The sequence below is a fragment of the Streptosporangium amethystogenes subsp. fukuiense genome (genome assembly GCF_042665875.1).
GTDB classification, from domain to species: domain Bacteria; phylum Actinomycetota; class Actinomycetes; order Streptosporangiales; family Streptosporangiaceae; genus Streptosporangium; species Streptosporangium fukuiense.
On sequence record NZ_JBHTEE010000001.1, the window covers coordinates 624,847 to 648,588 of the forward strand.

A 23,742-nucleotide genomic window follows, 5' to 3' on the forward strand; every position below is an offset into this window, starting at 1 on the left:
GGACCCTCGCACTTTTTCTTCCTTCTACGGCTAGGGGGAGGAAAACCTTCTCGCCATCTGGGCGATGAAGGCCGCCGACTCCTCCTGGCCGAGTGCCATCTCGCAGAGGCTCTCGAACATGGAGGCGTATCGGCTGACCTGCTCCGGGTCGTCCGGCACGAGCCCGCTCGAGGCCTGCTCCAGATAGAGCAGGTCGGGAACCTCGGGCTCGGGGAAGCTGAGCAGGCAGAACTTGCCGTCCATCGCCGCGTGCGCCCCCGCGGAGAACGGGGCGACCCGGATCTCCACGTTGGGCAGCGCGCCGAGGTGGACGAGATGCTCCAACTGCTCCGACATGACGTCGCGCCCGCCGATCTGACGCCGGATCACTGCTTCGTCGAGCACCGCGACGAGGTGGATCGGGTCACCGGGTCCGTGTAGCAACCGCTGGCGCGAGATGCGTACGGAGACCGTCTCCTCGACCTGGGAGGGGGTCTGGACAATGGAGGTCGCCTCGATCACCGCGCGTGCGTACGGTTCGGTCTGCATCAGGCCGGGAACGACGAGCGGCTCGTACGAACGCACGAGCGACGCCTCCGCCTCCAGCCCGATGTAGGAGTCGAAGCCCGGTTTGAGGGCTTGGCGGTGGGGGTGCCACCAGCCTCGCCGCCGGGCCTCCACGGCCATCTGGATCAGGGAGTCACGCGCCTCCCCGGTCACGCCGTACACCTCGGTGAGGGCCGACACGTCCGAGGGGCGGGGACGGGTCAGGCCCGTCTCGTATCTCCAGACGGTGGTGTCGGTGGAGCCGATCCGCTCGGCCACCTCCACCCGTGTCAGCCCGCTGTCCTTTCGCAGACGGTTCAGTTCCGCCATCAGGCGGCGATGACGGGCCGTGGGGCTGCGTCGAGAAGCCACGCATCTACCTCCCTCCGTCCTTTGATGGCAAATCTGTGGAATCTCAACATGAGGTATTGCAGTCCTTGATAGAACAGTTCACCGTGAGTGAGTGTGCCATCTCAGAGGGCGATGTGCATGGGATATGCGTGTCGGGGAGTGAGGTCAACCATGACGACCGGACGGCAGGCCGTCTCACCTCGATCCACGGTGACCCTCAAGGGGGTTCCGGAGTCGGTGTCGATGGCGCGAAGCCGGGTCAGGGAGCTGCTGGGCGAGGGACACCCCGCGTCCGACGACGTCATCCTCCTGGTGAGCGAGGTGGTGACCAACTCCGTGCTCCACTCGGGGTCCGGAGGGGGCGGAGAGGTCGCGATGACCGTGGCGGTGGGATCGGCCGCGGTGCTGGTCGAGGTCTGTGACGCCGGGTCGGGCGCGTCGATGCCGCACGTGCGCAACGACCCCGAGGCGGAGGGTGGGCGAGGCATGTTCCTGGTGGACCTGCTCGCCGACAACTGGGGCGTCCAGGACGACGCTCCCGAGGGCGCCAGGACGCTCTGGTTCGAGGTCGTCTTCTGATCTCGGGACGGAGGGGGTGCGGCTCCTAAAATTTGGGCCTTTGCTAATCAACCTCCCTGTCTGACTCTCAGTGGAGGCACGCGACAACCCCCTAGAGTGCGTGCCCGAGGAGGACGCAGGTGAGACGCCGTCTGATAGTGGTGTTCGCCGCCCTGGCGCTGTTATGCCTTGGCATGACCGGGGCGGGAGCCTCGGCTGAGCCGTCACCGAACAGCCAGTACAAGGTCCAGGGACCGAGCACCCCTCAGCAGCGCAGCGAGATCGCGGCCACCGGTGCCGCGATCGATCAGGTCGATCCTGACTCGGTCGTGGTCACCGCCAGCGAGACCGAGGTCGCCGAGATCAAGAAACTCGGCCACACCGTCACGAAGATCCCCAAGTCCCTGTACCCGACCGGGCCCGAACAGCGTTCGGACTTTCCGTCGGCCGACTCCGGCTACCACAACTACGCCGAGATGACCGCCGCGGTGAACCAGATCGTCGCCGACCACCCGACGATCGCCCGCAAGATCAGTTATGGCACCTCGTACGAGGGGCGCGACCTGATCGCCGTCAAGATCAGCGACAACGTCGCCACGGACGAGAACGAGCCCGAGGTGCTGTTCACGCATCACCAGCACGCTCGCGAGCACCTGACCGTCGAGATGGCGCTCTACCTGCTCAACCTGCTCACCGACGGATACGCCACAGACAACCGCATCACCAACCTGGTCAACAATCGTGAGATCTGGATCATGCCGGACCTCAACCCCGACGGTGGCGAGTACGACATAGCCACCGGTTCCTACCGCTCCTGGCGTAAGAACCGGCAGCCCAACTCCGGCTCCTCGTCCGTGGGCACCGACCTCAACCGCAACTGGGGCTACAACTGGGGCTGCTGCGGAGGCTCCTCCGGCTCCGCCTCCAGCGACACCTACCGGGGTTCGGCGGCCGAGTCGGCTCCCGAGGTCAGGGCGGTGGCCAACTGGGTCCGCAGCAGGATCGTCGGCGGTGTGCAGCAGATCAAGGCGCACATCGACTGGCACACCTACGGCGAGCTGATCCTGTGGCCGTACGGCTACACCTACAACGACACCGGCCCCGGCCTGACCCAGGACGACCGTGACGCCCACGCGACCCTGGGCCAGAACATGGCCGCCACCAACAACTACACCCCCCAGCAGGCCAGCGACCTCTACATCACCGACGGCACGATCGACGACTGGCTGTGGGGCGTCTACAAGATCTTCAGCTACACCATCGAGATGTACCCGGTCTCCTCCTCGCCGGGCTTCTACCCCCCCGACGAGCAGATCGTCCCGCAGACCACCCGCAACCGCGAGGCCGCGCTCCGCTTCCTGGAGTACTCCGACTGCGTCTACCGCATCATCGGCAAGGAGTCGCAGTACTGCGGCACCGGCACCCCGCCGGTGACCGTCTACTCCGACGAGTTCGAAACGGCGGCCGGCTGGACGACCAACCCCTCGGGCACCGACACCGCCACCTCGGGCCAGTGGGAGCGCGGCGTCCCGCAGGCCACCACCTCCAGCGGCGCCAAGCAGCTCGGCACCACGGTCAGCGGCACCAACGACCTGGTCACCGGCAGGCTCGCGGGCACCGCGGCGGGCGACCACGACATCGACGGAGGAGTCACCAGCATCCAGTCACCGGCCATCACCCTGCCGTCGACCGGGACGCTGAACCTGTCGCTGTCGTGGTATCTGGCGCACGGTTCCAACTCCTCCACCGCCGACTTCCTGCGGGTGAAGGTCGTCGGCTCCACCACCACCCAGGTGTTCCAGCAGCTCGGCGCGGCCGCCAACCGCAACGGCGCCTGGGCGGTCGCCACGGCCGACCTCTCCGCCTTCGCGGGCCAGACGGTCCGCGTCCTGATCGAGGCCGCCGACGCCTCGGGTGCCTCCCTGGTGGAGGCCGGCATCGACAACGTCAAGATCACTCAACAACCCTGACCCCTTCGGGGCGCCTTCGCCGAGGGCGCCCCGAGCCCTTCACCGGCAGGCTCGGCGCCGGTCAGACGCGGCAGATGAGCTCGCCGTGGAGCACCGACAGCCAGCCGTCCCGCTCTCCTGCCCAGGCGTGCCAGCCCGCCGAGAGGCGGCGCAGGTCCTCCTCGGTGCTGCCCGAGGCGAGGGCCTGGCGGGCCATGTCGGACTTCAGGATCCGCTCGGCCCACATGCCGCCCCACCAGGCGCGGTCCTCGGGTGTGGCGAAGCACCAGGTCGAGGAGGTGGCCGAGACGTCGGTGAACCCCGCCGCGTGCGCCCAGGAGAGCAGTCGCCGCCCCGCGTCGGGCTCGCCGCCGTTGGCCCTCGCCATCCTCAGGTAGAGGTCCAGCCACTCGTCCAGTTCGGGCGTCTCGGGAAACCAGGTGAACGCGGCGTAGTCACTGTCGCGTACCGCGACGATCCCGCCCGGCCTGCAGACCCGCCGCATCTCGCGCAGCGCCGACACGGGATCGCCGACGTGCTGGAGCACCTGGTGGGCGTGGACGACGTCGAAGGTGTCGTCGGGAAAAGACAGCTCGTGCACGTCCGCCACGGAGAACTCGACGCCGGAGCGCCCGCGCCGCTCCATCTCCGCGCGGGCCAGCCCGAGCGCCTCCTCGCTGATCTCGGCCGCGGTGACCGTGCCGGGCGCGACGCGCTCCGCCAGGTCGGCGGTGATGGTGCCGGGCCCGCAGCCCACGTCCAGCAGCGTCATACCCGCTCTCAGGTACGGCAGGAGGTAGGCCGCCGAGTTCTCCGCGGTACGCCACCTGTGGGATCTGAGCACCGACTCGTGGTGTCCGTGCGTGTACACGGCGCCCTTGGCTGTCATGGGAGACCTCTCCTTCTGTCCGTGCCCCCGACCGTAGCAGGAATCTCATATTTCAAGAAGAATTGTCTCATTATTTGGTCTAATTGTGTGGCCGTAACGGATTTCGCACCATTTCGTCGCTTGCTGTAACGGAGGAGGGCGCCCAGACTCAGATGGGATGTTCGCTGACACAATGGGGGTGATCCTCGTGCTCGAGGAGTTCAGCGCTCGCGAGACCTGGCCACTGGGGTGCACGCGCTGCGGGCACCTCTGGCAGGAGGAGTACCTCGTCCGTCACCTGACCGACGGGCACGGACACGACGTCGTGCTCTGGCTGAGGTCGGGCGTCATGGTCCAGCCGCCCTGGTCGGGAACGAACTGCCCCGCCTGCGGCTGTGACGGTGTCCGCGTCTTCCCGGTGGGTGCGCACCTCCAGGGGGGCACCCCACCCCCCGTCGCCCCCGCCCCCGCCCTCGAATCCGTCCCGGCTCCGGACCCCGCTCTGACAGCGATCCCCGCTGTGGGAGCCGGCGCCTCGCCCGCCAGGCCTCGGCCGCGTCGCCGCGTGTCGCAGCCGGTCCTGCTGGGCTCCCTCCTCGCGGTCGCGTTCCTGCTCTTCACGGGCTTCGAGCTCTTCGAACACATGCTGCCCCACCACTGAACCCGCCGCCCTGGACCGCCGGACCCCCGGGGGCGGGGATCCGGACGGGCACCGGGCGTCAGCGGGCGTCAGAGGCGGAAGCCCAGGTCGGGGACGATCTCGGCGACGTCCATCTGGGCCTTCTGCAGCCTGCCCGAGTAGTCCCAGTTCATCGCCTGCCAGCGGGTGAACTGGTCGAGAACCCACACCCCCGACTGGCGGCTGCCGTTGCCGGATCTGCCGTTGCCGCCGAAGGGCAGGTGAGCCTCCGCGCCGGAGGTGGAGTTGTTGACGCTCACCATGCCCGCGCCGATACCGGCGCGGAAGCGGAACGCCGACTTCGGGTCGGTGGTGTAGATGGAGGAGGAGAGCCCGTAGCCGGGAAGGTTGGCCAGCTCGACGGCCTCCTCCAGGGTGTCGAAGGCGGTCACGCCGACGATGGGGCCGAAGGTCTCCTCAAGGAAGAGCCGGTCGTCGGGGCGGACCCCGTCCACGACCACCGGGTGGTAGTAGAGGCCGCCCTCCCCGGTGAAGCCGGCGCGCGGGTTGTCCGGGGTGATGCGTCCGGTGGGGCCGGAGACGACGGTGTGGTGCGGCTGGATCCAGCCCAGGTACTCCTCGTAGCGCGAGGCGAACCGCTCCTCGAGCAGCGGGCCGCAGAGCACGTCCCCGGCGGGGTCGCCGATCGCCGCCTCCGCCACGGCGCGCGCGTACCGGCGGAGGAACTCCCCGTGGACGCTCTCGTGCACGATCACTGTGCCGAGTGACGTGCAACGCTGCCCGGCGGTGCCGAAGCCCGCGAACAGCGCGCCCTCCACGGCCAGGTCCAGGTCGGCGTCCGGCATCACCACCATCGGGTTCTTGCCGCCCAGCTCCAGGCAGGGGGACTGCAGGTGGCGCCCGCACAGCTCGCCGACCGCGCGGCCCACCGCGGTGGATCCGGTGAACCCGACCTTGTGCACCGTGCCCTCGGCCAGCGCCGACTCCAGGCCCTCGAACGTCGTGGCGCCGTCGGCGAGGACCAGGTTCAGCACGCCGTCGGGCAGCCCGGCCGCCGTGAACAGCCGGTAGAGCGCGTGCGCGGAGGCCGCCGCGTACTCGGCGGGCTTCCACACCACCGCGTTGCCGCACAGCAGCGCCGGGACCAGGTACCACGACGGCACCGCGACCGGGAAGTTTCCCGCCGTGATCACCGCGGCCACTCCCACGGGGACCCGGAAGGTGAACAGGTTCTTGTCCGGCATCTCCGAGGGGACCGTCTGCCCGTACAGCCGCCTGCCCTCGCCGAGGAAGAAGTCGCAGGTGTCGACGATCTCGCGCACCTCGCCCAGCGCCTCGGCGTACGGCTTGCCGATCTCGCGGGTGACCAGGCGGGCCAGTTCCTCGGCGTTGGCCTCCACCAGCCGCCCGATCGAGGCGATCACCCGCCCCCGGACGGGCGCGGGAACCCGGGACCACTCCCGCTGGGCCGCGGTGGCCGTGCGGCACGCGGAGGAGAACGTGCTCGCGTCCGCCAGCCGGACCCGCGCGACCACCTCGTCCAGGCGAGCCGGGTTGACCGACTCGTAGGCGGTGCCGTTGGATGCTTCTTTTCCGCCGATGACGGAGACGATCTCGCTGGTCACCTTCGACCTCCCGGTATGGACCTGTGACCGCATTCTCCCCGCGAAGGACGAGGCCGTCACATCATCCGGAAGTCGGCGAAGTCGAAACCCGGGGACACGACGCAGCTCACCAGTACGGCCTCGTCGCCGGCGGGGCGGGCGGCCTGCCAGGTGCCGCCGGGCACCACCGTCTGCGGGACCTGGCCCTCCTCCACCAGCGGACCCAGGGTAACGGAGTGGGCGGGCTGGCCCTCGTGGCCGCCGAGGGTCAGTGTCAACGGGCCGCCCCGGTGCCAGAGCCACACCTCGTCGGAGGCGACCACGTGCGGGCGCGACTCCTCGCCGGGCCCCAGCAGGAAGTAGATCCCCGTCGCGGTGGCCCGCGCTCCGGTGTACCCGGGCGGGGTGAGGTCGACGGAGGTTCTCCAGGTCTCGCGGAACCAGCCGCCCTCGGGGTGCGGCAGCAGGTCCAGGGTCTCGGCGAGCGGAGGACGGGAAGGGGTCGTCATCGCACCGATTCTAGGGACCCGGCTCCCTCGGACGGGCCGTGCGAGGTTCGTGCGAGCACCGACGTGTCGCCGGCGTGGGGCGGTATCGGGACGGTGTCGGGACGGTACGGGCGCATCCGCGGCGAAGCCGTCTGGACGGCCGACGGGACGGGCGCGCGCGAGGGTGCGCGTACGGGGCGCGACGGGGGTCGCCGCTCGGTGCGGGAGTCACCGGGGGGACGGAGATCGTCCTGCGGGGTGAGTGGTCCGGATTTGTCGGAGGGGTTGGCTAGGTTCGGTCCGTGATCGAACGGTGGAACCGGGATCAGGTGCTGGCGCTCGCGCCCGACGCCTCGTCCCAGAAAGCGGCCGGGACAATTTCCTCCCCCAGAAAGTGGTCGGGGACCGGAGTCACCGCCGACGCGGTGTGGGGTGAGTGCGCGGGCAGCGGCTCCAAGCCCTACCGGGCCTGCGTCGACCTGTCCGAGCCCGCCTACCGGTGCACCTGCCCCAGCAGGAAGTTCCCGTGCAAGCACGCTCTCGGCCTGCTGCTCCTGTGGTCGGCCGACGGCGTCCCCGCCGCGGAGGAGGTCGCCGACTGGGTGGGCGAGTGGCTCGACGGGCGGCGCGGCCGCGCGGCCAGGGCGGCGGAGGCCGGGGCGACCCGCGCCGCCAGGTCCGCCGAGGCGCCTCCCGCCGACGGCCGCCGGGCCGCGCTGCGCGAGCAGCGCGTGAGTGCCGGTCTGTCGGATCTGGAGCGCTGGCTCGCCGACCAGGTCAGGCAGGGCCTCGCCGGAGCACGGCGCCACGACCAGTGGGACGACCTGGTCAAGCGCCTGATCGACGCCCAGGCGCCCGCTGTCGCGGGCTCGCTGTCGCGCCTGCCCGCCGTGCTGGACGGCGATGACTGGCCCGCCCGCCTGCTCAGCGAGTACGCGCTGCTGCACCTGCTCTGCGTGGCCCACCGCAACCTCGCGGCTCCGGCCGGCGAGAGGACCGGCGAGGAGGTCGGCGCCGGTCCGGTCGCCGGCCCGGGGGGTGTGCCGGAGGCCGGGCCCGCGGGGCTCCTGGAAAGGGTGCGTGACCGGGTCGGTTTCTCGGTGACGAAGGAGGAGGTGCTCGCCGGGGCGGTCGTCCGCGACCTGTGGGACGTGCTGGGACGGCGTGACGAGGAGCACGACCGGCTGATCGCGCGCCGGGTCTGGCTGCGCGGACGCCGGACGGGCAGGGCGGCGCTGGTGCTGTCGTTCGCGCCGGTCGGACAGGCCCTCGACGCCTCGCTCGTCACCGGCACGACCGTGGACGCCGACCTGGCGTTCTATCCCGGCTCGACTCCGCTGCGCGCGGTGGTCGCCGCCCGGCACGACGCCGCCCCGGCCGGCCCGCCGCCCGGCCGGAGCATCGAGCGGGCGCTGGACGAGGTGGCCGAGGCTCTGGCGGGCGATCCATGGCTCGACTCCTGGCCGCTCGTGCTGGAGGGGGTGACCCCCGCGGGGAGTGGTTCGCGGCTCCTGGCCGGGCCCTCCGGCGGGCTGCCGCTCCACCCGTCCGCGGGAACCCCGTGGCGGCTGGTCGCCACCTCGGGCGGCCATCCGCTGACCGTCGCCGTCGAATGGACCCCGAGGGGCCTGCGCCCCCTCACGACCTGGGATGAGAAAGGCCGGGTGATCGCCCTGTGAACGCCTCCGCCGACTGGGAGGAGCTGGTGTCCACCGCGCTCGTCGGGACCGACCGGCGCCCGCTGCCCGGGGAGGGGGCGAGCGAGGTCGAGTTGCTCGGGCGAGCGGCCGTGCACACGCTGCGGATGCGCGCCGGGCGGCGGCCGGTCGCCCCGGGCGAGCCGCCGAGTCTGGCGGCGCCCGAGGAGCAGCCGGAGGTCTCGCGCGCCGCGGGCGACCGGCTTGCCCGCGTTCTCGGTGGTGAGCAGCCGAGACTGCTCACCGAGTGGCTGGAGACCGCGGCCGGGCATGGATACCGCCTCTCACCCCATCTGCTGCCCGAGCTGCTCGACCACGCGGTCAGGGACAGGTCGATCCGGCCGTACCTCGGCGTCCTGGCGGGCAACCGGGGGCGCTGGCTGGCGGGGCTGAACCCGGCGTGGGGTTTCCTGCTCGAGGAGGTCACGGGAGTGGCCGCGACCGACCCTGCGACCGACTCTGGGCCGACCTCGCAGGTCTGGGAGTTCGGCACCTCGGGTGACCGTCGCGTCCATCTGGGCGAGCTGCGGGCGGCCGATCCGGCGAGGGCCAGGGAACTGCTCGCCGCCACCTGGGAGAAGGAGGGCCCCGACGACAGGGCGGCTTTCCTGGAGGCTCTCACCACGGGGTTGTCGCCTGAGGACGAGCCGTTCCTGGAGGCCGCGCTCGACGACCGCCGCCGCGAGGTCCGCCACCAGGCGTCCGACCTGCTCACCCGGCTCCCCGGATCGCGCCTGGCCCTGCGGATGGCAGAGCGCGCCGCCCGGTATGTCACCGTCGTCGGCGGTGAGATCCACGTCGACCCGCCGGTGGCCTGCGACAGTGCCATGGAGCGCGACGGCATCCGGGCGAAGGCGCCCCGGGGGACCGGCGAGCGGGGCTGGTGGCTGCAGCAGGCCGTGGCCCGCACCCCGCTCGGCGTCTGGCCCCGGCTGCTCGGCCGGCCGCCCGGGGAACTGGTCCGCATGAAGATCGTCGACTGGAACCGTGAGGTCATGGCCGGTTGGGTCAGGGCCGCCGTGCTCCAGGGTGACCCGGAGTGGGCACTGGAGCTTTTCGCCTGGGATCCGATCGCCGACCTGCTGGCCGCGCTGCCCCGGGACAGGCAGGAGATCGTCGCGGCCGACTTCGTACGGCGGCACGGTCTGGACGGCCAACTGATCATGGTTCTCGGCGGGGCCGCGGCCCCGTGGGGTCCGGCCCTGGCCACGGCGGTCCTCCAGAAGATCATCGATGTGTCCGGCACCCAGCCGTGGAATCTCGGCGAGCTGACCAAGCTCGCCGGTGAGCGCATCGATCCGGCACTGCACGACATGGCCGGGCGGCTCTCACCGGAGCCGCCCATCCAGGAGGTCGCCGCCCTCCTGCGTTTCCGTGACGACATGTTGAAGGAGCTCACACAGTGACAACGGTTCTGCGGGCCCACGCCGAAGACCAGTACGCCGAGGAACTGGCGGTCCTGGCCAAGGGCGACGACCGGGTCCGTCCGCCGGGCTGGAAGCTGTCACCCTGGGCGGTGACCACCTACATCCTCGGTGACGGCGACCAGATCACCCCCAAGTACATCGGGCCGCGGCGCATCGTCGAGGTGGCCGTGGCGACGCTCGCCACCGACCGCGCGCTGCTGCTGCTCGGGGTGCCCGGCACCGCCAAGACCTGGCTGTCGGAGCATCTGGCCGCCGCGATCAGCGGTGACTCCACGCTCCTCGTGCAGGGCACGGCGGGCACCGCGGAGGAGGCCATCCGCTACGGATGGAACTACGCCAGGCTGCTGGCCGAGGGGCCGTCCATGGAGGCGCTCACGCCGAGCCCGGTGATGCGGGCGATGGCCGAGGGACGGCTGGCCCGCGTGGAGGAGCTGACCCGGATGCCCTCCGACGTCCAGGACGCGCTGATCACCGTGCTGTCGGAGAAGACGTTGCCGATTCCCGAGCTCAACCGGGAGGTGCAGGCCGAGCGCGGCTTCAACATCATCGCCACCGCCAACGACCGTGACCGCGGCGTCAACGACCTGTCGAGCGCACTGCGCCGCCGGTTCAACACGGTCGTGCTGCCGGTGCCCGCCACCGCCGAGGAGGAGGTGGACATCGTCTCCCGCAGGGTCGGTCAGCTCGGCCGCTCCCTGGAACTGCCCGAGACCCTCACCGGGCTGGAGGAGATCCGCCGCGTCGTCACGGTCTTCCGGGAGCTGCGCACCGGCGTCACCGAGGACGGCCGCACCAAGGTCAAGTCACCCAGCGGCACGCTCAGCACCGCCGAGGCCATCTCCGTCCTCACCAACGGCATCGCGCTGGCCGCGCACTTCGGCGACGGGGTGCTCCGCCCCTCCGACGTGGCCGCGGGGATCGCCGGCGCGGTGATCCAGGACCCGGTCTCCGACCGCGTCGTCTGGCGCGAGTACCTGGAGACCGTGGTGCGCGAGCGCCAGGACTGGCGCGACTTCTACCGGGCCTGCCGTGACGCGGGCTGAGGCGGTGCCCCCCAGGAGGGGGCCGCTCCCGATCTCCGTCCCGGGCTCCGGTCCCGTATCGGGTGGCACACCGGTGATCAGGCCGCGCGGTCGCCATCGCGCCATGCCGCCGGTCGGTGAGACGGCTTCCTCACCTGGTTCCGGTCCCGTATCGGATGGCACGCCTGCGGTCACTCCGCGCGGTCGCCATCGCGTCACGCCGCCGGCGCCGCCGGTCGGTGAGACGGCTTCCTCGCCGGTCAGGGGGCGACGATGAGCGTCTCCGTGCTGGGGATCCGGCACCACGGACCCGGGTCGGCGCGGTCCCTGTGCGACGAGCTCGACCGCCTCAAGCCGGACATCGTGCTCATCGAGGGCCCGCCCGAGGCGGACGAACTGGTCGAGCTGGCCCGTGACCCCGACCTTCGGCCGCCGGTGGCGCTCCTCGCCCACGTGCCGGGTGAACCGTCCACCGCCGCGTTCTGGCCGTTCGCGGTCTTCTCCCCCGAGTGGCAGGCGCTCCGCCATGCCGTCGGGGCGGGCATCCCGGTCCGCTTCTGTGACCTGCCGGCCGCGCACAGCCTCGCCTCCCGCCCCGGCGCGACCGGCGACGCCGAGCCGCGGGCCGGAGAGGAGCCGGACACGGGGGTGCCCGGCCTCCATCGTGAAACGGCGGAAGACGGCGGGAAAGGCGATGCCACCCCGCGGGCCGTACAGGTCGATCCGATCGGGGCCCTCGCCCGCGCCGCCGGATACGACGACCCGGAGCGGTGGTGGGAGGACGCCGTCGAGCACCGCGGCGACACCCCGTTCCACATGATCGCCCAAGCGGTGGAGGCGGTCCGCGAGGGACACGTCGCCGACGGGTACGAGGCGCGGCGCGAGGCCTTCATGCGGCGCACGATCCGCAGGGCGGTCCGGGACGGCTTCGAGCGGATCGCCGTGGTCTGCGGGGCCTGGCACGTCCCCGCACTGGCGGGCACGGCGGGTGAGGGAGCGTCCTGGGGAGCCGGGCTGCCCACCGTCAAGGCCGACGACGCGCTGCTCAGGGGGCTGCCCAAGGTCAGGGCCGAGATCACCTGGGTGCCGTGGACGTACGGCCGGCTGGCCTCCTGGAGCGGGTACGGCGCGGGTGTGACCTCCCCGGGCTGGTACCACCACCTGTTCGCCTCCCCGGACCGCCCCGTCGAGCGGTGGCTGACCGGGGCGGCCGGGGTGCTCCGTGAGGAGGACCTGCCGGTCTCCTCCGCCCACGTCATCGAGGCGGTCCGGCTCGCCGAAAGCCTGGCCGTGCTCAGGGGACGGCCCCTGGCCGGGCTGGCGGAGGTCACCGAGGCGGTCAGGGCGGTGCTGTGCGAGGGTGACGACCTGCCGGTGGAGCTGATCCAGCGGCGCATGGTCGTGGGGGAGCGGCTCGGCCAGGTGCCGGACAGCACCCCGATGGTCCCCCTCCAGCGTCACCTGCGCGAGGAGCAGCGGCGGGTGCGGCTCAAGCCCGAGGCACTCGACCGTGAGTACGACCTCGACCTGCGCAAACCCCTCGACCTGGAGCGCAGCAGGCTGCTGCACCGGCTCCGCCTGCTCGGCGTCTCCTGGGGCACTCCCCAGGAGAGCCGGAGCAAGGGCACCTTCCGCGAGTCGTGGTCGCTCGCCTGGCGGCCCGAGTTCGACATCGACCTGATCGAGGCGAGTTCCTGGGGCACGACCGTCCCGGCGGCGGCCGCCGCCCGCGTCCGCGACCTCGCCGACGGGGGCGGGGCGTCCGGCGGAACCCCCGGCTCGGGGACACCGGGCCGGGGAGGCGGCGCGGCCGGGACCGGGGCACCGTCCGGCGGGGCGCCCGGAGGCGTCACGCTGGCCGGGCTCACCGGCCTGGTGGAGCACTGCCTGCTCGCCGACCTGCCGGAGGCGCTGCCGCACGTGCTCGACGCCCTGTCGGCGCGGGCCGCGCTCGACGGCGACGTCACGCACCTGATGGCGGCGCTCCCGGCGATGGTCCGCGCCCAGCGATACGGCGACGTGCGCGGCACCCCCGCCACCGGCCTGACCACCATCGTCGGGGCCATGCTCACCAGGATCTGCGTCGGCCTCGGTGGCGCCGTCACCGGTCTCGACGACGACGCCGCCCGTGACCTGATCCGTCACATCGACGCCGTCCACGCCGCCGTCTCCCTGCTCGAAGCCGTGCCCGCCGATGCCGGCGTCTCCCGCGATTCACAGGAGACGGACGCCTCCGCCGGTTCCGTGAGCCTGGACGGTCCGGCGGGTGCGGAAGGCGCGAAGGAGACGAGGAGCACGGGAGCCTCGGGAGGCGCTGCCCGCCCTGAGGATGATTCTCCGCAGGGGCGGTGGTCGACGGCGTTGCGCGGGGCTTGTGGCCGCGGCGACCTGCACGGGCTCATCGAGGGCCGGCTCACCAGGATCCTGCTGGACGCGGCCGACCTCGACACGGCCGAGGCGGGCCGCCGGATGTCGCTGGCGATGTCGGCGGGGCACCCGCCGGCCAGGGCGGCGTCCTGGATCGAGGGGTTCCTTTCCGGAGGCGGGCTGCTGCTCGTCCACGACTCCCGGCTGCTCGGGCTGGTCGACGAGTGGCTCACCGGACTCGCCCCGGAGACCTTCGTCGACGTGCTGCCCCTGCTCCGCAGGACGTTCGGCGCCTTCGCGGCCCCCGAGCGGCGCTCGATCGGCTCGCGCGTCCGCTCTCTCGGCTCTGGCGGCGCGGACCGGGCACCGGAGGCGGAGGAGTTCGACGAGGAACGCGCGGCGGCGGCCGTGCGGACCGTGCTGGCGATTCTGGGAAGGACGGGGAGCAGCGATGGATGAGCGGTTGCGCCGCTGGCGAATGGTCCTGGGCGGTGACGCCGACGGCACCGGGTGCTCGCTCGCCGGAACCGACGCCCAGATGGACGGGGCACTGGCCGCGCTGTACAACGGCGCCGGTGCGGGGGCGGCCGAGCGGAGCGGGGGCCTGGGCGCCTCCGCGCCCCGGGTGGCGCGCTGGCTGGGCGACATCCGGTCCTACTTCCCCTCGACCGTCGTCCAGGTCATGCAGAAGGACGCCGTCGAGCGGCTGAACCTGACCCGGCTGCTGATGGAGCCGGAGATGCTGGATGCCGTCGAGCCGGACGTGCACATGGTCGGCACCCTGCTGTCGCTCAACCGGGTGATGCCCGAGAAGGCACGGGAGTCGGCCAGGGCGCTGGTCGGCAAGGTCGTCTCCGAGTTGGAGCGGCGGCTGGTTCAGAAGACCAAGGCCGCCGTGACCGGCGCCCTGGACCGCTCGGCCAGGACCCACCGGCCCAGGCGGGTCGCCGACATCGACTGGGACCGCACGATCCGCGCCAACCTGAGGAACTACCTGCCGGAGCGCAACACCGTGATCCCGTCCAGGCTGGTCGGATACGGCAGGAGGCAGCGGGCGGTCCAGCGAGAGGTGGTGCTCTGCATCGACCAGAGCGGATCGATGGCCGCCTCCGTCGTCTACTCCAGTGTGTTCGGCGCGGTGCTCGCCTCGATGCGCTCGCTGAAGACCTCGCTGGTCGTCTTCGACACGGCGGTCGTCGACCTCACCGACCAGCTCCACGACCCGGTCGAGCTGCTGTTCGGCACCCAGCTCGGCGGCGGCACCGACATCAACCGGGCCATCGCCTACTGCCAGGGCCTCATCACCCGCCCCAACGACTCGATCTTCATCCTGATCAGCGACCTCTACGAGGGCGGCGTGCGGCAGGAGATGCTCCGCAGGGTCGCCCAGATGACCGCGGCGGGCGTCCAGGTGATCGTGCTGCTCGCGCTCTCCGACGAGGGCGCGCCCTTCTACGATCACGACAACGCCGCGGCGCTCGCGGCCATGGGGGTTCCCGCCTTCGCCTGCACCCCCGACGCCTTCCCCGACCTGATGGCCGCGGCGATCGAGCGCCGCGACATCGGCCAGTGGGCCGAGCGCCGACTGGAGCGCACCGCCACCTGATCCCGTCCTGGTGAAGGAGGAAAGGCCACGGGGGCCCACCTTCTCCAGGACGTCAGGGGCCGAACGCGGCAGCCTGACACCCGCCGACGGATCAGCCGTCGTGGTGGGCGGGGCCGGTCACGACGGCCGTCTCGGAGGCCGTCTCGGACGGCTCTTCGTCCGGCGGCCTCTCGACGGCACGCCGAGCCCACGGTTCTCCTCCGTGCTCGGCAGGCCTCCCGGCCTTTCAGGAACGCTTCTGGTAGACGTCGGGGATACCGTCGTGGTCGCGGTCGACGGTTTCGGCCTCGTGGATGCGCCGGTAGACGCGGTTGCGCAGCCGCAGGATCACCGTCGCCGTCAGCGCCGCGATCAGGGAGCCGGTCAGGACCGCCACCTTGACGTAGGCGTCGCGCTCGCTGCCGGCGCCGAAGGCCAACTCCCCGATGAGCAGGGAGACGGTGAATCCGATGCCGGCCAGCACGGCCAGCCCGGCCACGTCCACCCAGGCCAGTCCCTCGTCCAGGCGGGCGTGGGTGAATCGGGCCACCAACCAGGTCGCGAGCATGATCCCAATGGGCTTGCCCGCCACGAGGCCCACGACGACGCCCACCGCGACCGGGTCGCTCAGGGCGCCGGCCAGGCCGCTCAGGCCGCCGAGGCTCACCCCGGCCGACATGAACGCGAACACCGGCACGGCCACCCCGGCCGAGATCGGCCGCAGCCGGTGTTCGAAGTGTTCGGCCAGACCGGGCCCGGCCTCCGGGCCGCCGGAGCGCTCGCTGCGCAGGACCGGCACGGTGAAGGCCAGCAGCACGCCGGCGACGGTGGCGTGTACGCCCGAGGCGTGCATCAGCGCCCAGGTGGCGGCGGCCAGTGGCAGTAGCAGCCACCAGGCGCGTACCCGGCGCTGTACCAGCAGGGCGAAGACCGCCAGTGGCAGCAGCGCGCCCAGCAGCGGCAGCACCGACAGGTGCTCGGTGTAGAAGAGGGCGATGATGACGATGGCCACCAGGTCGTCGACCACGGCCAGGGTGAGCAGGAAGGTGCGCAGCGCGGTGGGGAGATACCGGCCGATGACAGCGAGCACGGCCAGGGCGAACGCGATGTCGGTGGCCGTCGGGATCGCCCAGCCCCGTGCCGCGCCGGAACTGGCACCGACGCCGAGGGTGAGCAGCAGGTACAGCACGGCCGGGACGATCACCCCGCCGAGCGCGGCCGCGACCGGTACCGCGGCCCGCCGCACCTGGCGCAGGTCACCGGCGACGAACTCGCGTTTCAGTTCCAGGCCGGCCACGAAGAAGAAGATCGCCAGCAGCCCGTCGGCGGCCCAGGTCGCCAGGCTCAGATCCAGGTGCAGCGCCGCCGGGCCTACCCTGAAGGCGCGCAGTGCCTCGTAGGTCCCTGACCACGGGGAGTTCGCCCAGATCATGGCGGCCACCGCGCCGGCCAGCAGCAGCGCTCCGCCGACGGTCTCCTCGCGCAGGATGCCGGCGATGCGGCGGGCCTCGGGCCACGAGCCCAGGCCGAGCAGACGGGACGTGCCGGGCGGGGTCTCGGTCATCGGCGCTCCGTTTCCGGGGTCGGGTCAGCCACTGCCGACCAGACTTCCCGGCGCACCACCGGCCACTTTACCCGCGGGGCCGCCGCCGGCCGACTCCAGGGTCATGGGAACGGGGCGGCCACCGAACCGTCCCCCGGCCGGTTCCGCAAGCTCGTCCACCGGGTCGACGATCCGGTGGAGGCCAACGGCACCGAGCGGTTCGAGTTCGGGCTCGACCTGCTGCTGGGAGGTCTGGTCTCGCACATCCGGGAGGCCGGTCCTACGACCAAGGACTGACGTGGCAGCCCGATGCCGGGGGCTGGGCGCCGGGCGTACCGTCGGCCCATGATTAGCATGACAGGCGAAAAGCGGGCCGCCGGGATATTCGCCGCGCGGCACCGTGCCCTGACCGTCGGGATGGTGGCACTCATCTCCCTGGTCGCCTTCGAGTACCTGGCGGTGGCCACCGCGATGCCGGTCGTGGCCGACGAGTTGGACGGTCACGCGCTGTACGGGCTGGCGTTCAGCGGGGCGATGGCGGCCGGGGTGATCGCGACGGTGCTGGGCGGGCGCTGGGGCGACGTCAGGGGGCCGGTGGCGCCGCTCTGGGCCGGCGTGGCGCTCTTCGCCGCGGGGCTGGTCGTGGCCGGGGCGGCGCCGACGATGGACGTGTTCGTCGTGGGCCGTTTCGTGCAGGGCTTCGGCGGGGGCGTCTTCCAGGTCGCGATGTACGTGCTGGTCTCGCGGGTCTACCCGGCCGAGACGCACCCCCGGGTGTTCTCGATCTTCGCGACGGCCTGGGTGGTTCCCTCCATGGTGGGGCCGGTGATCGCCGGCCTCGTGGTGGAGTACGCGGGCTGGCGCTGGGTCTTCATCGGCGTGACGGTGCTCCTCCTCCCCGCGGCGCTGCTGCTCTGGCGCGGGCTGGCCGCCGCGCCCATGTCGGACCGGCCGCAGACCGGCCCGCGCTCCTCGATCGCGCGACGGCTGGGCTGGGCGGTGCTCGTCGCGGTCGGCGCGGCACTGATGCAGTACGGGGGCGCGGCGCGCGGCGCCGGGTTCGTCCTGCTCGTCGTGGGGCTGGCCACTCTGGTCGCGGCGCTGCCCCGGCTGCTTCCCGAGGGAACCCTGCGCGCGGCCAGGGGCCTGCCCTCGGTGATCTCACTGCGCGGCATCGCGGCGGGCGCGGCCATCGGCGGGGAGGCGTTCCTGCCGCTGATGCTCAACCAGGAGCGCGGCCTGTCGCTGACCATGGCCGGGCTCACCCTGACCGGTGGTGCGCTGAGCTGGTCGTTCGGCTCGTGGGTGGTGGGCCGCCGGAGTTTCGACCGGGTCCTGGTGCTGCGCTGTGGCTCGGCGCTGATCGCCGTGGGGCTCGCGCTGATGGGCCTGACCGTCTTCGCCGTCGTCCCGGTCGCCACCGCCTTCCTCGGGGAGATCGTCCTGGGGCTCGGCATGGGCATCGTGTACCCGACGCTGTCGGTGCTCGTCCTGGAGCTGTCACCCCCGGGGGAGGCGGGGGAGAACAGCGCGTCGTTGGGGGTCGCGGAGTCGGTGTACACGGTCGTCTCCGTCGCGGTCGCCGGTGCGCTCCTGGCGGCACTGGGCGCCTCGACCGTCGCCTACCTGCTCTGTTTCGGGCTGGCGGCGTTGATGGCGGCCACCGGGGTCCTGGTCGGCGCCCGGGTCGGAGCCGACGGCTCCGTCCGGGGCTGAGCTCCTCCTGGTGTGCCCCCTTGGCGACCTGAGTTCTGTCCGCACCGAAAGTGGTAGAAAAATCGTGAAAAACCGGACTTAATCCCACCCTTGCAGGCGGGAGGCATTCGCGGGCCGTCGTGGCACCATGGAAGAACGCCGTTCCCGGTGGTGTTGAGAGGAGTCCCGCCTTCGGGCGGGATTCGTGTTTTGGGAGCTTGAATTCTCCGGGTCCGGAGAGGTCAAGGGGGGATCATGCCGCGTGTCCGCGAGCTTGAGGTGTTCCGGTTGGTGCTGCCGTACGGCAGGCGGCCGGAGAGCATCCTCGTCCGGCTCACCGACTACGGGGGCATGACCGGGTGGGGCGAGGTCGTCGACGCCGACCCCAAGACCTGGGTCGCGCTGGAGGAGGGGCTCGCGCAGGCGCTGATCGGCGTCGACTGGGAGCACCCCGACGAGCTCGGCGCCGTCCCCGGCGGGTCCGCCGCCGACATGGCCTGCTGGGACCTGTGGGCGAGGATGCGCGGGGTGCCGCTGGCCCACGCGCTGGGCGGTACCCGTACCTCCCTCATGGCCACCGTCAGGATCGGCGCCGACCGCAATCTGGAGAGCCTGGTCGCCCGGGTGAACCGGCACGTCTGCGCCGGGTACGCCCACGTCACCCTGGACGTCCACCCCGGTTGGGACATCGAGCCGCTGCGCGCCGTCCGCCAGGCGTACCCCGTGCTGGGCATCAGTGTGGACGCCCGCGGCGCCTACCGCGACGTCGCCGCCCTTGAGGCGCTGGACGCCTACACGCTCTCCGCCATCGAACGCCCCTGCGCCGTTCTGGCCGACCACGCCGACCTGCAGCAGCGCGTCGCCGCTCCGGTCCTGCTCGAGGTCGCCTCGGCCGCGGAGCTGGGCGAGGCGATCGCCGCGGGGGCGGGCAGGGCGCTGCTGCTCCGCCCGTCGGCCCTGGGCTCCCTGCGCGAGGTACGGCGGGTGCACGACCGTGCGGTGCGCGCCGGATGGGAGATCGCCTGCGCCGGGGGCCGAGGCACCGGGCTGGCCCGCGCGGCCACCGTCGCCGCCGCCAGCCTGCCCGGCTGCACCCTGCCCTGCGATGTGGCCGAACCGCCGCGCAGCGCGCAGATCGTCGACCCGCCGGTCGGCGCCTCCGGCGGCGTGGTGGCCGTACCGCTCACCCAGCCGGGCCTGGGCCACCGCATCGACGAGGCCCGCGTCCGCCGCCTGGCCAAGGAGTCGTACTCGGCCTGACGCGCCCCCGGCCTGAAGGCCGGAACACCGGACCGCCTTCAGGTGGCGCGACGTTCCCGGCCGGCCCTGCTCAGCCGCAGCCTTCGGTGATGCCCTTGGGAGCGGTCGGGTCCGGCTTCGCCGTGCTGCTCGCCCTGGGAAGGGGCGTGCGTGAGGTCGTGGCCTGGGGGGTGGCCGTGGGGGCCGCGGTGGCGGTGAGGGGACGCCTGGTGACGGCCGAGGAGCGCAGGGCCTTCGCGGTGACCGTGCGGATCCTGCTCCAGTCGGGGTAGCCGGTGTTGATCAGCGGTGGGACGAACTGGACGCTGGTCACCTTCGCGTTCTTGACCTTCAGCGCCAGCGGCACCAGGTGCTCCAGCATCGGGCGCGGGATGTCGGTCCGCAGCAGTTCCTTGGTGGCCAGCGCGACCTGGTTGAACCGCGACAGCACGGTCGCCGGGTCCGCCTGGGAGAGCAGGGCGCCCAGCACGCACCGCTGGCGCCCCATCCGGGTGTAGTCGTCGCTGTTGGTGCGCGAGCGGGCGAACCACATCGCGTCGGCGCCGCGCAGCCTGCGGGTACCCGCCTTGACCAGGCCCTCGTCGTACTTGCCGAAGACCACGTCCTGGGGCACGGTCACCGTCACGCCGCCGATCGCGTCGATCAGCCGGGCGAAGCCCCACATGTTGGCCAGGGCATACCAGTCGATCTTCAGGCCCAGCGTGTAGCCGACCGTGTCGATGAGCGTCCTCGCTCCCTGCTTCTCGCGGCCCCCGAAGATCTCCGGGTGCGCGTCGGCGTACTCCCAGACGGCGAAGAGCAGGTCCTCGCGCGAGCCGTCCGGGTTGGCCGGGAGCCTGAATCCGTCGGGAAAGCGCCTCGCCATGGGGGAGCCGGGGACGAAGCGGACGTTCTCCAGGTTGCGCGGCAGGCTCAGCAGCACGGTGTTGCCGGTTTTGACATCTATGCTGGCCACGTTGATGCTGTCGGTCCGCACGCCCACCCGGTGGGTGTCGGCGTCCCCGCCGAGCAGCAGGATGTTCACCCGGTCGCGACCCGCCCACGGGTCGTTCTCTCCATCCCCGCCGCCGGTGGGGCGTGAGGTGGACGGGGCACTGAAGACGTCGTCCAGTGCCGACTGCGAGACCGCCGCGTACTGCCCGAGAAGGCCGAACGGCAACAGTACGGCCACCGCGAGCGTTCCCGCCAGGACCCCGGCGACCACCTGCCCGGCACCGGGCAGCGTGCCGGGGTTCATCACCACGAACGAGTGCACGACCAGGACGAACCAGGCGACGCCGAGCGCCAGGGAGGCCACCGTGACGCCGGTCAGCCAGGAGGAGGAGACCAACTGCCCGGCGAGGTCACCGAGGTCGGAGGTGAGCGCGACCCAGAGCAGGGACAGCAGCAGTGCCGCGTACGCGCACAGCAGCGCCAGCCCGGTCCTTCGCCATCCGGCGCGCAGATGCGCGGCGCCCGGGGCGATGGCGGCCAGCGCCGTCCAGCCGATGACCGCACCGACGCCGGGCGGCTTCGATCTGTCACGCAATTGCTCCCCGTTTCCTCGCGCCTGACTCGGGCTTGACCACCGCAGGGAGATGGTAGGGGGGCGAAACCAGGTCGCGGGCGACAAGTCGGTGAACAACTCGGGAAGCCGGCAAGGCTTTATCCTGTGATTTTGACTGGAATAAGATTCGGTCATGGCTTTCACCGAGATCGAGTACGGCGTGGCTGACGGCATCGCCACCATCACCCTCGACCGCCCGCACCGCCTCAACGCCTTCACCTACACGATGCGCCGCGAGCTGATCGACGCCTTCGACCTGGCCGACGCCGACGACGAGGCGCGCGTGGTGATCGTCACCGGCCGGGGCCGCGCCTTCTGCGCGGGCGCGGACCTCGGGGGTGGCGGTGACACCTTCAACCATGACAGGAGCGAGGAGATGTTCGGCGGTGAGGACACCGTCGACGGCTCGCCCCGCGACGGCGGCGGCACGGTCGCGCTCCGGATCGCCAGGTCGCTCAAGCCGGTCATCGCCGCGATCAACGGTCCCGCCGTGGGCGTCGGGGTGACGATGACGCTCCCGATGGACATCAGGATCGCCTCCGACACCGCCAGGTTCGGCTTCGTCTTCGCCCGGCGCGGCATCGTGACCGAGGCCGCCTCCAGCTGGTTCCTGCCCCGGCTCGTCGGCATCTCCCAGGCCATGGAGTGGGCCGCCACCGGCAGGGTCTTCCCCGCCGCCGAGGCGCTCCAGGGGCGTCTGGTCTCCAAGGTCGTCGCCCCGGACGAGCTGCTCCCCGCCGCCCACGCGCTGGCCCGCGAGATCGTCGGCAACACCTCCGCCGTCTCGGTCGCCGCGATCCGGCGGCTCATGTGGTCGGGCCTGTCGGCCGCCTCCCCCTGGGAGGCCCACCGGGCCGACTCGATTCTGATGCGCGACTTCGGCTCCGCGCCCGACAGCGCCGAGGGCGTCACGGCCTTCCTGGAGAAGCGGCCGGCGAAGTTCCCGATGAAGGTCTCCCGCGACCTCCCCGCCGCGGTCCCCTCCTGGCCGGACAACCCCTACGTACTTCCCTGACCTGCCGCCTCTCGCCGTCAGGCCGGGATGCGAGAGGCGGTGCGGGGAACGGGAACCCGTCGATCAGGACATCACCAGGGGAAGGCGAACAGACCGTAGTAGGCCGCGGCCACCAGGAGCAGGGCGGTGCCGCCGAGCACCCCGGCGATCGCGAAACTCTGTGGGCGGGAGGGCTCCCAGCCCTCCCGCAACCCCGCGACGACGGCCGCCACGCCCGTGACCTCCTGCAGCAGCATCAACAGCGCCAGGATCCTGATGACCAGCCATCCGGTGAGCACCGCGGGCCACGCCCCGGCCTGGTTGACCGAGAACAGCACGAGCAGCGTGATGAACGCCGCCACCGAGACCAGCAGCCCGGCCCCGGTCCACGCCATCCGGCGGAACCGCCGCCGGATCGGCGGCCAGATCCGGGCGTTGGTCTCCGCGGCGGGTGACCGGCCGCGGAGCCGCACCACCATCTCGGCCACCGGGCCGACCACGTAGCCGACCGCGGCCAGGCAGAGCGTCAGCCCGATGACGGTCCCCCCGGCGTACCAGGGAGCCGCGGGAACGTCGCTGGCCTCCAGGCGCTGGATCGGCGTGGCACCGGCGATGCGCACCGCGGGTCTGGCCGTGCCGGGCAGGCCCAGGACCCAGTTGGCCAGCGTCTGCAGGTAGCCGGGCGCGAACGGGCCGCCGTGCACGCGCATGCCGTGGTCGGCGCGGTCGAGGTAGCGGATGGTGTAGTCGCCGTTACCGCCCTCGGCGAGCGCGCCGGTCAACGCCATGCTGCTCTCCACGAACGGGATCGAGGGATCGCGCGTGCCGTACAGGGCCAGGACCGGTTGCCGCATCCCGCGCAGCGCGGGCAGGCCGTCGTAGCGCAGGAAGTTCATGTCCACGGCGCCCATGGCGCGGGTGAGCAGCTCGCGTACCCCGCTGGGCGCGTACAGCCGTTCGAGCTGCTCGCCCAGTGCCCAGGTCACCTGCCGCATGGGGGAGACGTTGGGCGCCGACACCAGCACGGTGAACCCGACGGCGCTGCTCCTGGTGGCGGCGATGGGCACCACCCAGCTGCCCTCGCTCACCCCCCAGAGCCCCGCTCTGGCCGGGTCGACGTCGTCGCGGACGAGCAACTTCTCCAGAACGAGCAGGGCGTCGCGGGCGAGCAGGCCGAAGTCACGGTTGCGGAAGTCGTAGCCCACGGTCCGCTTGTCGTAGACGAGGGTGACGATCCCGGCCCTGGCCAGCCACTCGGCCTGGGTGGTGAACTCTCCCCTGACCCCGGCCCCGGCCCCCTGCACGAAGACCAGCGCGGGGTGGCGTCCGGGGGCGACCGGCGCGCGGATCGTCGCCTGGAGAGGAGTACCGTCCTCGGCCGTGACGGTGACGTCCTGCGTGGTGATCTGCCTGGTCGCGGCGACCGGCCTGACCTCGTCCGGCGGCTGGGAAGGAAGGGTCTGGAAGACCGGGTCGGCGCGGAGCGGGGTCGGGTCGAACGGCGGCGGCAGGGTGTAGCCCACCGTCGCGAGAACCACGAGGATCAGGCCGGAGGCGACGCTCAGAACGCCACGGCCGGCCTGGTTGTCGATCCGATCCCCGATCGTCACTCGCCTCCGTGAT

At 72.0% G+C, this 23,742-nt stretch carries 18 protein-coding genes; 11 read left to right on the forward strand and 7 right to left on the reverse strand.

Features of this window, described 5'->3' with window-relative positions; all coding sequences use genetic code 11:
- Window positions 1–30 precede the first annotated feature (30 nt).
- Window positions 31–855 carry a helix-turn-helix domain-containing protein gene (locus ACFQVD_RS02735; protein WP_343979438.1) on the reverse strand — a complete coding sequence of 275 codons (825 nt, stop codon included), beginning with the start codon at window positions 853–855 and terminating at the stop codon, window positions 31–33.
- A 192-nt stretch (window positions 856–1,047) separates the two neighbouring features.
- On the opposite strand from ACFQVD_RS02735, the gene ACFQVD_RS02740 reads away from it, so the two are divergent.
- Window positions 1,048–1,455: an ATP-binding protein gene (locus ACFQVD_RS02740; RefSeq protein WP_343979442.1), complete on the forward strand. Its 408-nt coding sequence runs from the start codon at window positions 1,048–1,050 to the stop codon at window positions 1,453–1,455.
- A 119-nt stretch (window positions 1,456–1,574) separates the two neighbouring features.
- Entirely contained in the window at window positions 1,575–3,404 is a 1,830-nt protein-coding gene (locus tag ACFQVD_RS02745) for a M14 family zinc carboxypeptidase (RefSeq protein WP_343979445.1), read from the forward strand.
- Window positions 3,405–3,465: 61 nt separating this feature from the next.
- On the opposite strand, the gene ACFQVD_RS02750 is transcribed toward ACFQVD_RS02745, so the two are convergent.
- Window positions 3,466–4,272 (reverse strand): class I SAM-dependent methyltransferase, encoded by an 807-nt coding sequence (locus ACFQVD_RS02750; RefSeq protein ID WP_343979448.1) that lies wholly within the window; start codon window positions 4,270–4,272, stop codon window positions 3,466–3,468.
- 157 nt (window positions 4,273–4,429) lie between these two features.
- Between ACFQVD_RS02750 and ACFQVD_RS02755 the strand changes: the two genes are divergently transcribed.
- The gene (locus ACFQVD_RS02755; protein WP_343979451.1) at window positions 4,430–4,912 is read left to right on the forward strand and encodes a hypothetical protein; all 483 of its coding nucleotides are present in this window, start codon (window positions 4,430–4,432) and stop codon (window positions 4,910–4,912) included.
- A 68-nt stretch (window positions 4,913–4,980) separates the two neighbouring features.
- Here the strand turns inward: ACFQVD_RS02755 and ACFQVD_RS02760 are convergent, their stop codons facing one another.
- Together ACFQVD_RS02760 and ACFQVD_RS02765 are read right to left on the reverse strand one after the other, a co-directional pair.
- Complete coding sequence (locus ACFQVD_RS02760) at window positions 4,981–6,516, reverse strand: aldehyde dehydrogenase family protein (RefSeq protein ID WP_343979454.1); 1,536 nt, start codon at window positions 6,514–6,516, stop codon at window positions 4,981–4,983.
- A 56-nt stretch (window positions 6,517–6,572) separates the two neighbouring features.
- The gene (locus ACFQVD_RS02765; protein ID WP_343979457.1) at window positions 6,573–7,004 is read right to left on the reverse strand and encodes a cupin domain-containing protein; all 432 of its coding nucleotides are present in this window, start codon (window positions 7,002–7,004) and stop codon (window positions 6,573–6,575) included.
- Between the two features lie 281 nt (window positions 7,005–7,285).
- Here ACFQVD_RS02765 and ACFQVD_RS02770 point away from each other — a divergent pair, with 281 nt between their 5' ends.
- The 5 genes from ACFQVD_RS02770 to ACFQVD_RS02790 all read left to right on the forward strand — a co-directional run bounded on the left by ACFQVD_RS02770 (window position 7,286) and on the right by ACFQVD_RS02790 (window position 15,102).
- Entirely contained in the window at window positions 7,286–8,662 is a 1,377-nt protein-coding gene (locus ACFQVD_RS02770; RefSeq protein ID WP_364148236.1) for an SWIM zinc finger family protein, read from the forward strand.
- A complete protein-coding gene (locus ACFQVD_RS02775) occupies window positions 8,659–10,086 on the forward strand; it encodes a DUF5691 domain-containing protein (protein WP_343980116.1) in 1,428 nt (475 codons plus the stop codon). The genes ACFQVD_RS02770 and ACFQVD_RS02775 overlap by 4 nt, the downstream gene beginning before the upstream one ends.
- Window positions 10,083–11,150: an ATP-binding protein gene (locus ACFQVD_RS02780; RefSeq protein ID WP_343980120.1), complete on the forward strand. Its 1,068-nt coding sequence runs from the start codon at window positions 10,083–10,085 to the stop codon at window positions 11,148–11,150. Before ACFQVD_RS02775 ends, ACFQVD_RS02780 begins: the two co-directional genes overlap by 4 nt.
- 252 nt (window positions 11,151–11,402) lie before the next feature.
- A complete protein-coding gene (locus tag ACFQVD_RS02785; RefSeq protein ID WP_364148234.1) occupies window positions 11,403–13,955 on the forward strand; it encodes a DUF5682 family protein in 2,553 nt (850 codons plus the stop codon).
- The gene (locus ACFQVD_RS02790) at window positions 13,948–15,102 is read left to right on the forward strand and encodes a VWA domain-containing protein (protein ID WP_343980126.1); all 1,155 of its coding nucleotides are present in this window, start codon (window positions 13,948–13,950) and stop codon (window positions 15,100–15,102) included. The genes ACFQVD_RS02785 and ACFQVD_RS02790 overlap by 8 nt, the downstream gene beginning before the upstream one ends.
- Window positions 15,103–15,328: 226 nt before the next feature.
- Here the strand turns inward: ACFQVD_RS02790 and nhaA are convergent, their stop codons facing one another.
- A complete protein-coding gene (gene nhaA / locus ACFQVD_RS02795; RefSeq protein WP_343980130.1) occupies window positions 15,329–16,645 on the reverse strand; it encodes a Na+/H+ antiporter NhaA in 1,317 nt (438 codons plus the stop codon).
- Between the two features lie 324 nt (window positions 16,646–16,969).
- On the opposite strand from nhaA, the gene ACFQVD_RS02800 reads away from it, so the two are divergent.
- Window positions 16,970–18,340, forward strand: a complete 1,371-nt coding sequence (locus tag ACFQVD_RS02800) for an MFS transporter (RefSeq protein WP_343980133.1) — start codon at window positions 16,970–16,972, stop codon at window positions 18,338–18,340.
- A 234-nt stretch (window positions 18,341–18,574) separates the two neighbouring features.
- Window positions 18,575–19,579, forward strand: coding sequence for an enolase C-terminal domain-like protein (locus tag ACFQVD_RS02805; RefSeq protein ID WP_364148225.1), 1,005 nt, complete (start codon window positions 18,575–18,577; stop codon window positions 19,577–19,579).
- Window positions 19,580–19,649: 70 nt separating this feature from the next.
- On the opposite strand, the gene ACFQVD_RS02810 is transcribed toward ACFQVD_RS02805, so the two are convergent.
- A complete protein-coding gene (locus tag ACFQVD_RS02810; protein ID WP_343980139.1) occupies window positions 19,650–21,107 on the reverse strand; it encodes an LCP family protein in 1,458 nt (485 codons plus the stop codon).
- 151 nt (window positions 21,108–21,258) lie between these two features.
- On the opposite strand from ACFQVD_RS02810, the gene ACFQVD_RS02815 reads away from it, so the two are divergent.
- Window positions 21,259–22,140: an enoyl-CoA hydratase-related protein gene (locus ACFQVD_RS02815; RefSeq protein ID WP_343980142.1), complete on the forward strand. Its 882-nt coding sequence runs from the start codon at window positions 21,259–21,261 to the stop codon at window positions 22,138–22,140.
- Between the two features lie 71 nt (window positions 22,141–22,211).
- Here ACFQVD_RS02815 and ACFQVD_RS02820 read toward each other — a convergent pair whose 3' ends face one another.
- Window positions 22,212–23,729, reverse strand: a complete 1,518-nt coding sequence (locus tag ACFQVD_RS02820) for an alpha/beta hydrolase family protein (RefSeq protein ID WP_343980145.1) — start codon at window positions 23,727–23,729, stop codon at window positions 22,212–22,214.
- Between the last annotated feature and the right edge of the window lie 13 nt (window positions 23,730–23,742).

Excerpts from the sequence above, each read along its gene's own strand:
- ACFQVD_RS02735 (WP_343979438.1), bottom strand. The coding sequence starts at position 855 with ATGGCGGAACTGAACCGTCTGCGAAAGGACAGCGGGCTGACACGGGTG.
- ACFQVD_RS02740 (WP_343979442.1), top strand. The coding sequence starts at position 1,048 with ATGACGACCGGACGGCAGGCCGTCTCACCTCGATCCACGGTGACCCTC.
- ACFQVD_RS02750 (WP_343979448.1), bottom strand. The coding sequence starts at position 4,272 with ATGACAGCCAAGGGCGCCGTGTACACGCACGGACACCACGAGTCGGTG.
- ACFQVD_RS02755 (WP_343979451.1), top strand. The coding sequence starts at position 4,430 with ATGTTCGCTGACACAATGGGGGTGATCCTCGTGCTCGAGGAGTTCAGC.
- ACFQVD_RS02765 (WP_343979457.1), bottom strand. The coding sequence starts at position 7,004 with ATGACGACCCCTTCCCGTCCTCCGCTCGCCGAGACCCTGGACCTGCTG.
- ACFQVD_RS02785 (WP_364148234.1), top strand. The coding sequence starts at position 11,403 with ATGAGCGTCTCCGTGCTGGGGATCCGGCACCACGGACCCGGGTCGGCG.
- ACFQVD_RS02790 (WP_343980126.1), top strand. The coding sequence starts at position 13,948 with ATGGATGAGCGGTTGCGCCGCTGGCGAATGGTCCTGGGCGGTGACGCC.
- nhaA (WP_343980130.1), bottom strand. The coding sequence starts at position 16,645 with ATGACCGAGACCCCGCCCGGCACGTCCCGTCTGCTCGGCCTGGGCTCG.
- ACFQVD_RS02800 (WP_343980133.1), top strand. The coding sequence starts at position 16,970 with ATGATTAGCATGACAGGCGAAAAGCGGGCCGCCGGGATATTCGCCGCG.
- ACFQVD_RS02805 (WP_364148225.1), top strand. The coding sequence starts at position 18,575 with ATGCCGCGTGTCCGCGAGCTTGAGGTGTTCCGGTTGGTGCTGCCGTAC.
- ACFQVD_RS02815 (WP_343980142.1), top strand. The coding sequence starts at position 21,259 with ATGGCTTTCACCGAGATCGAGTACGGCGTGGCTGACGGCATCGCCACC.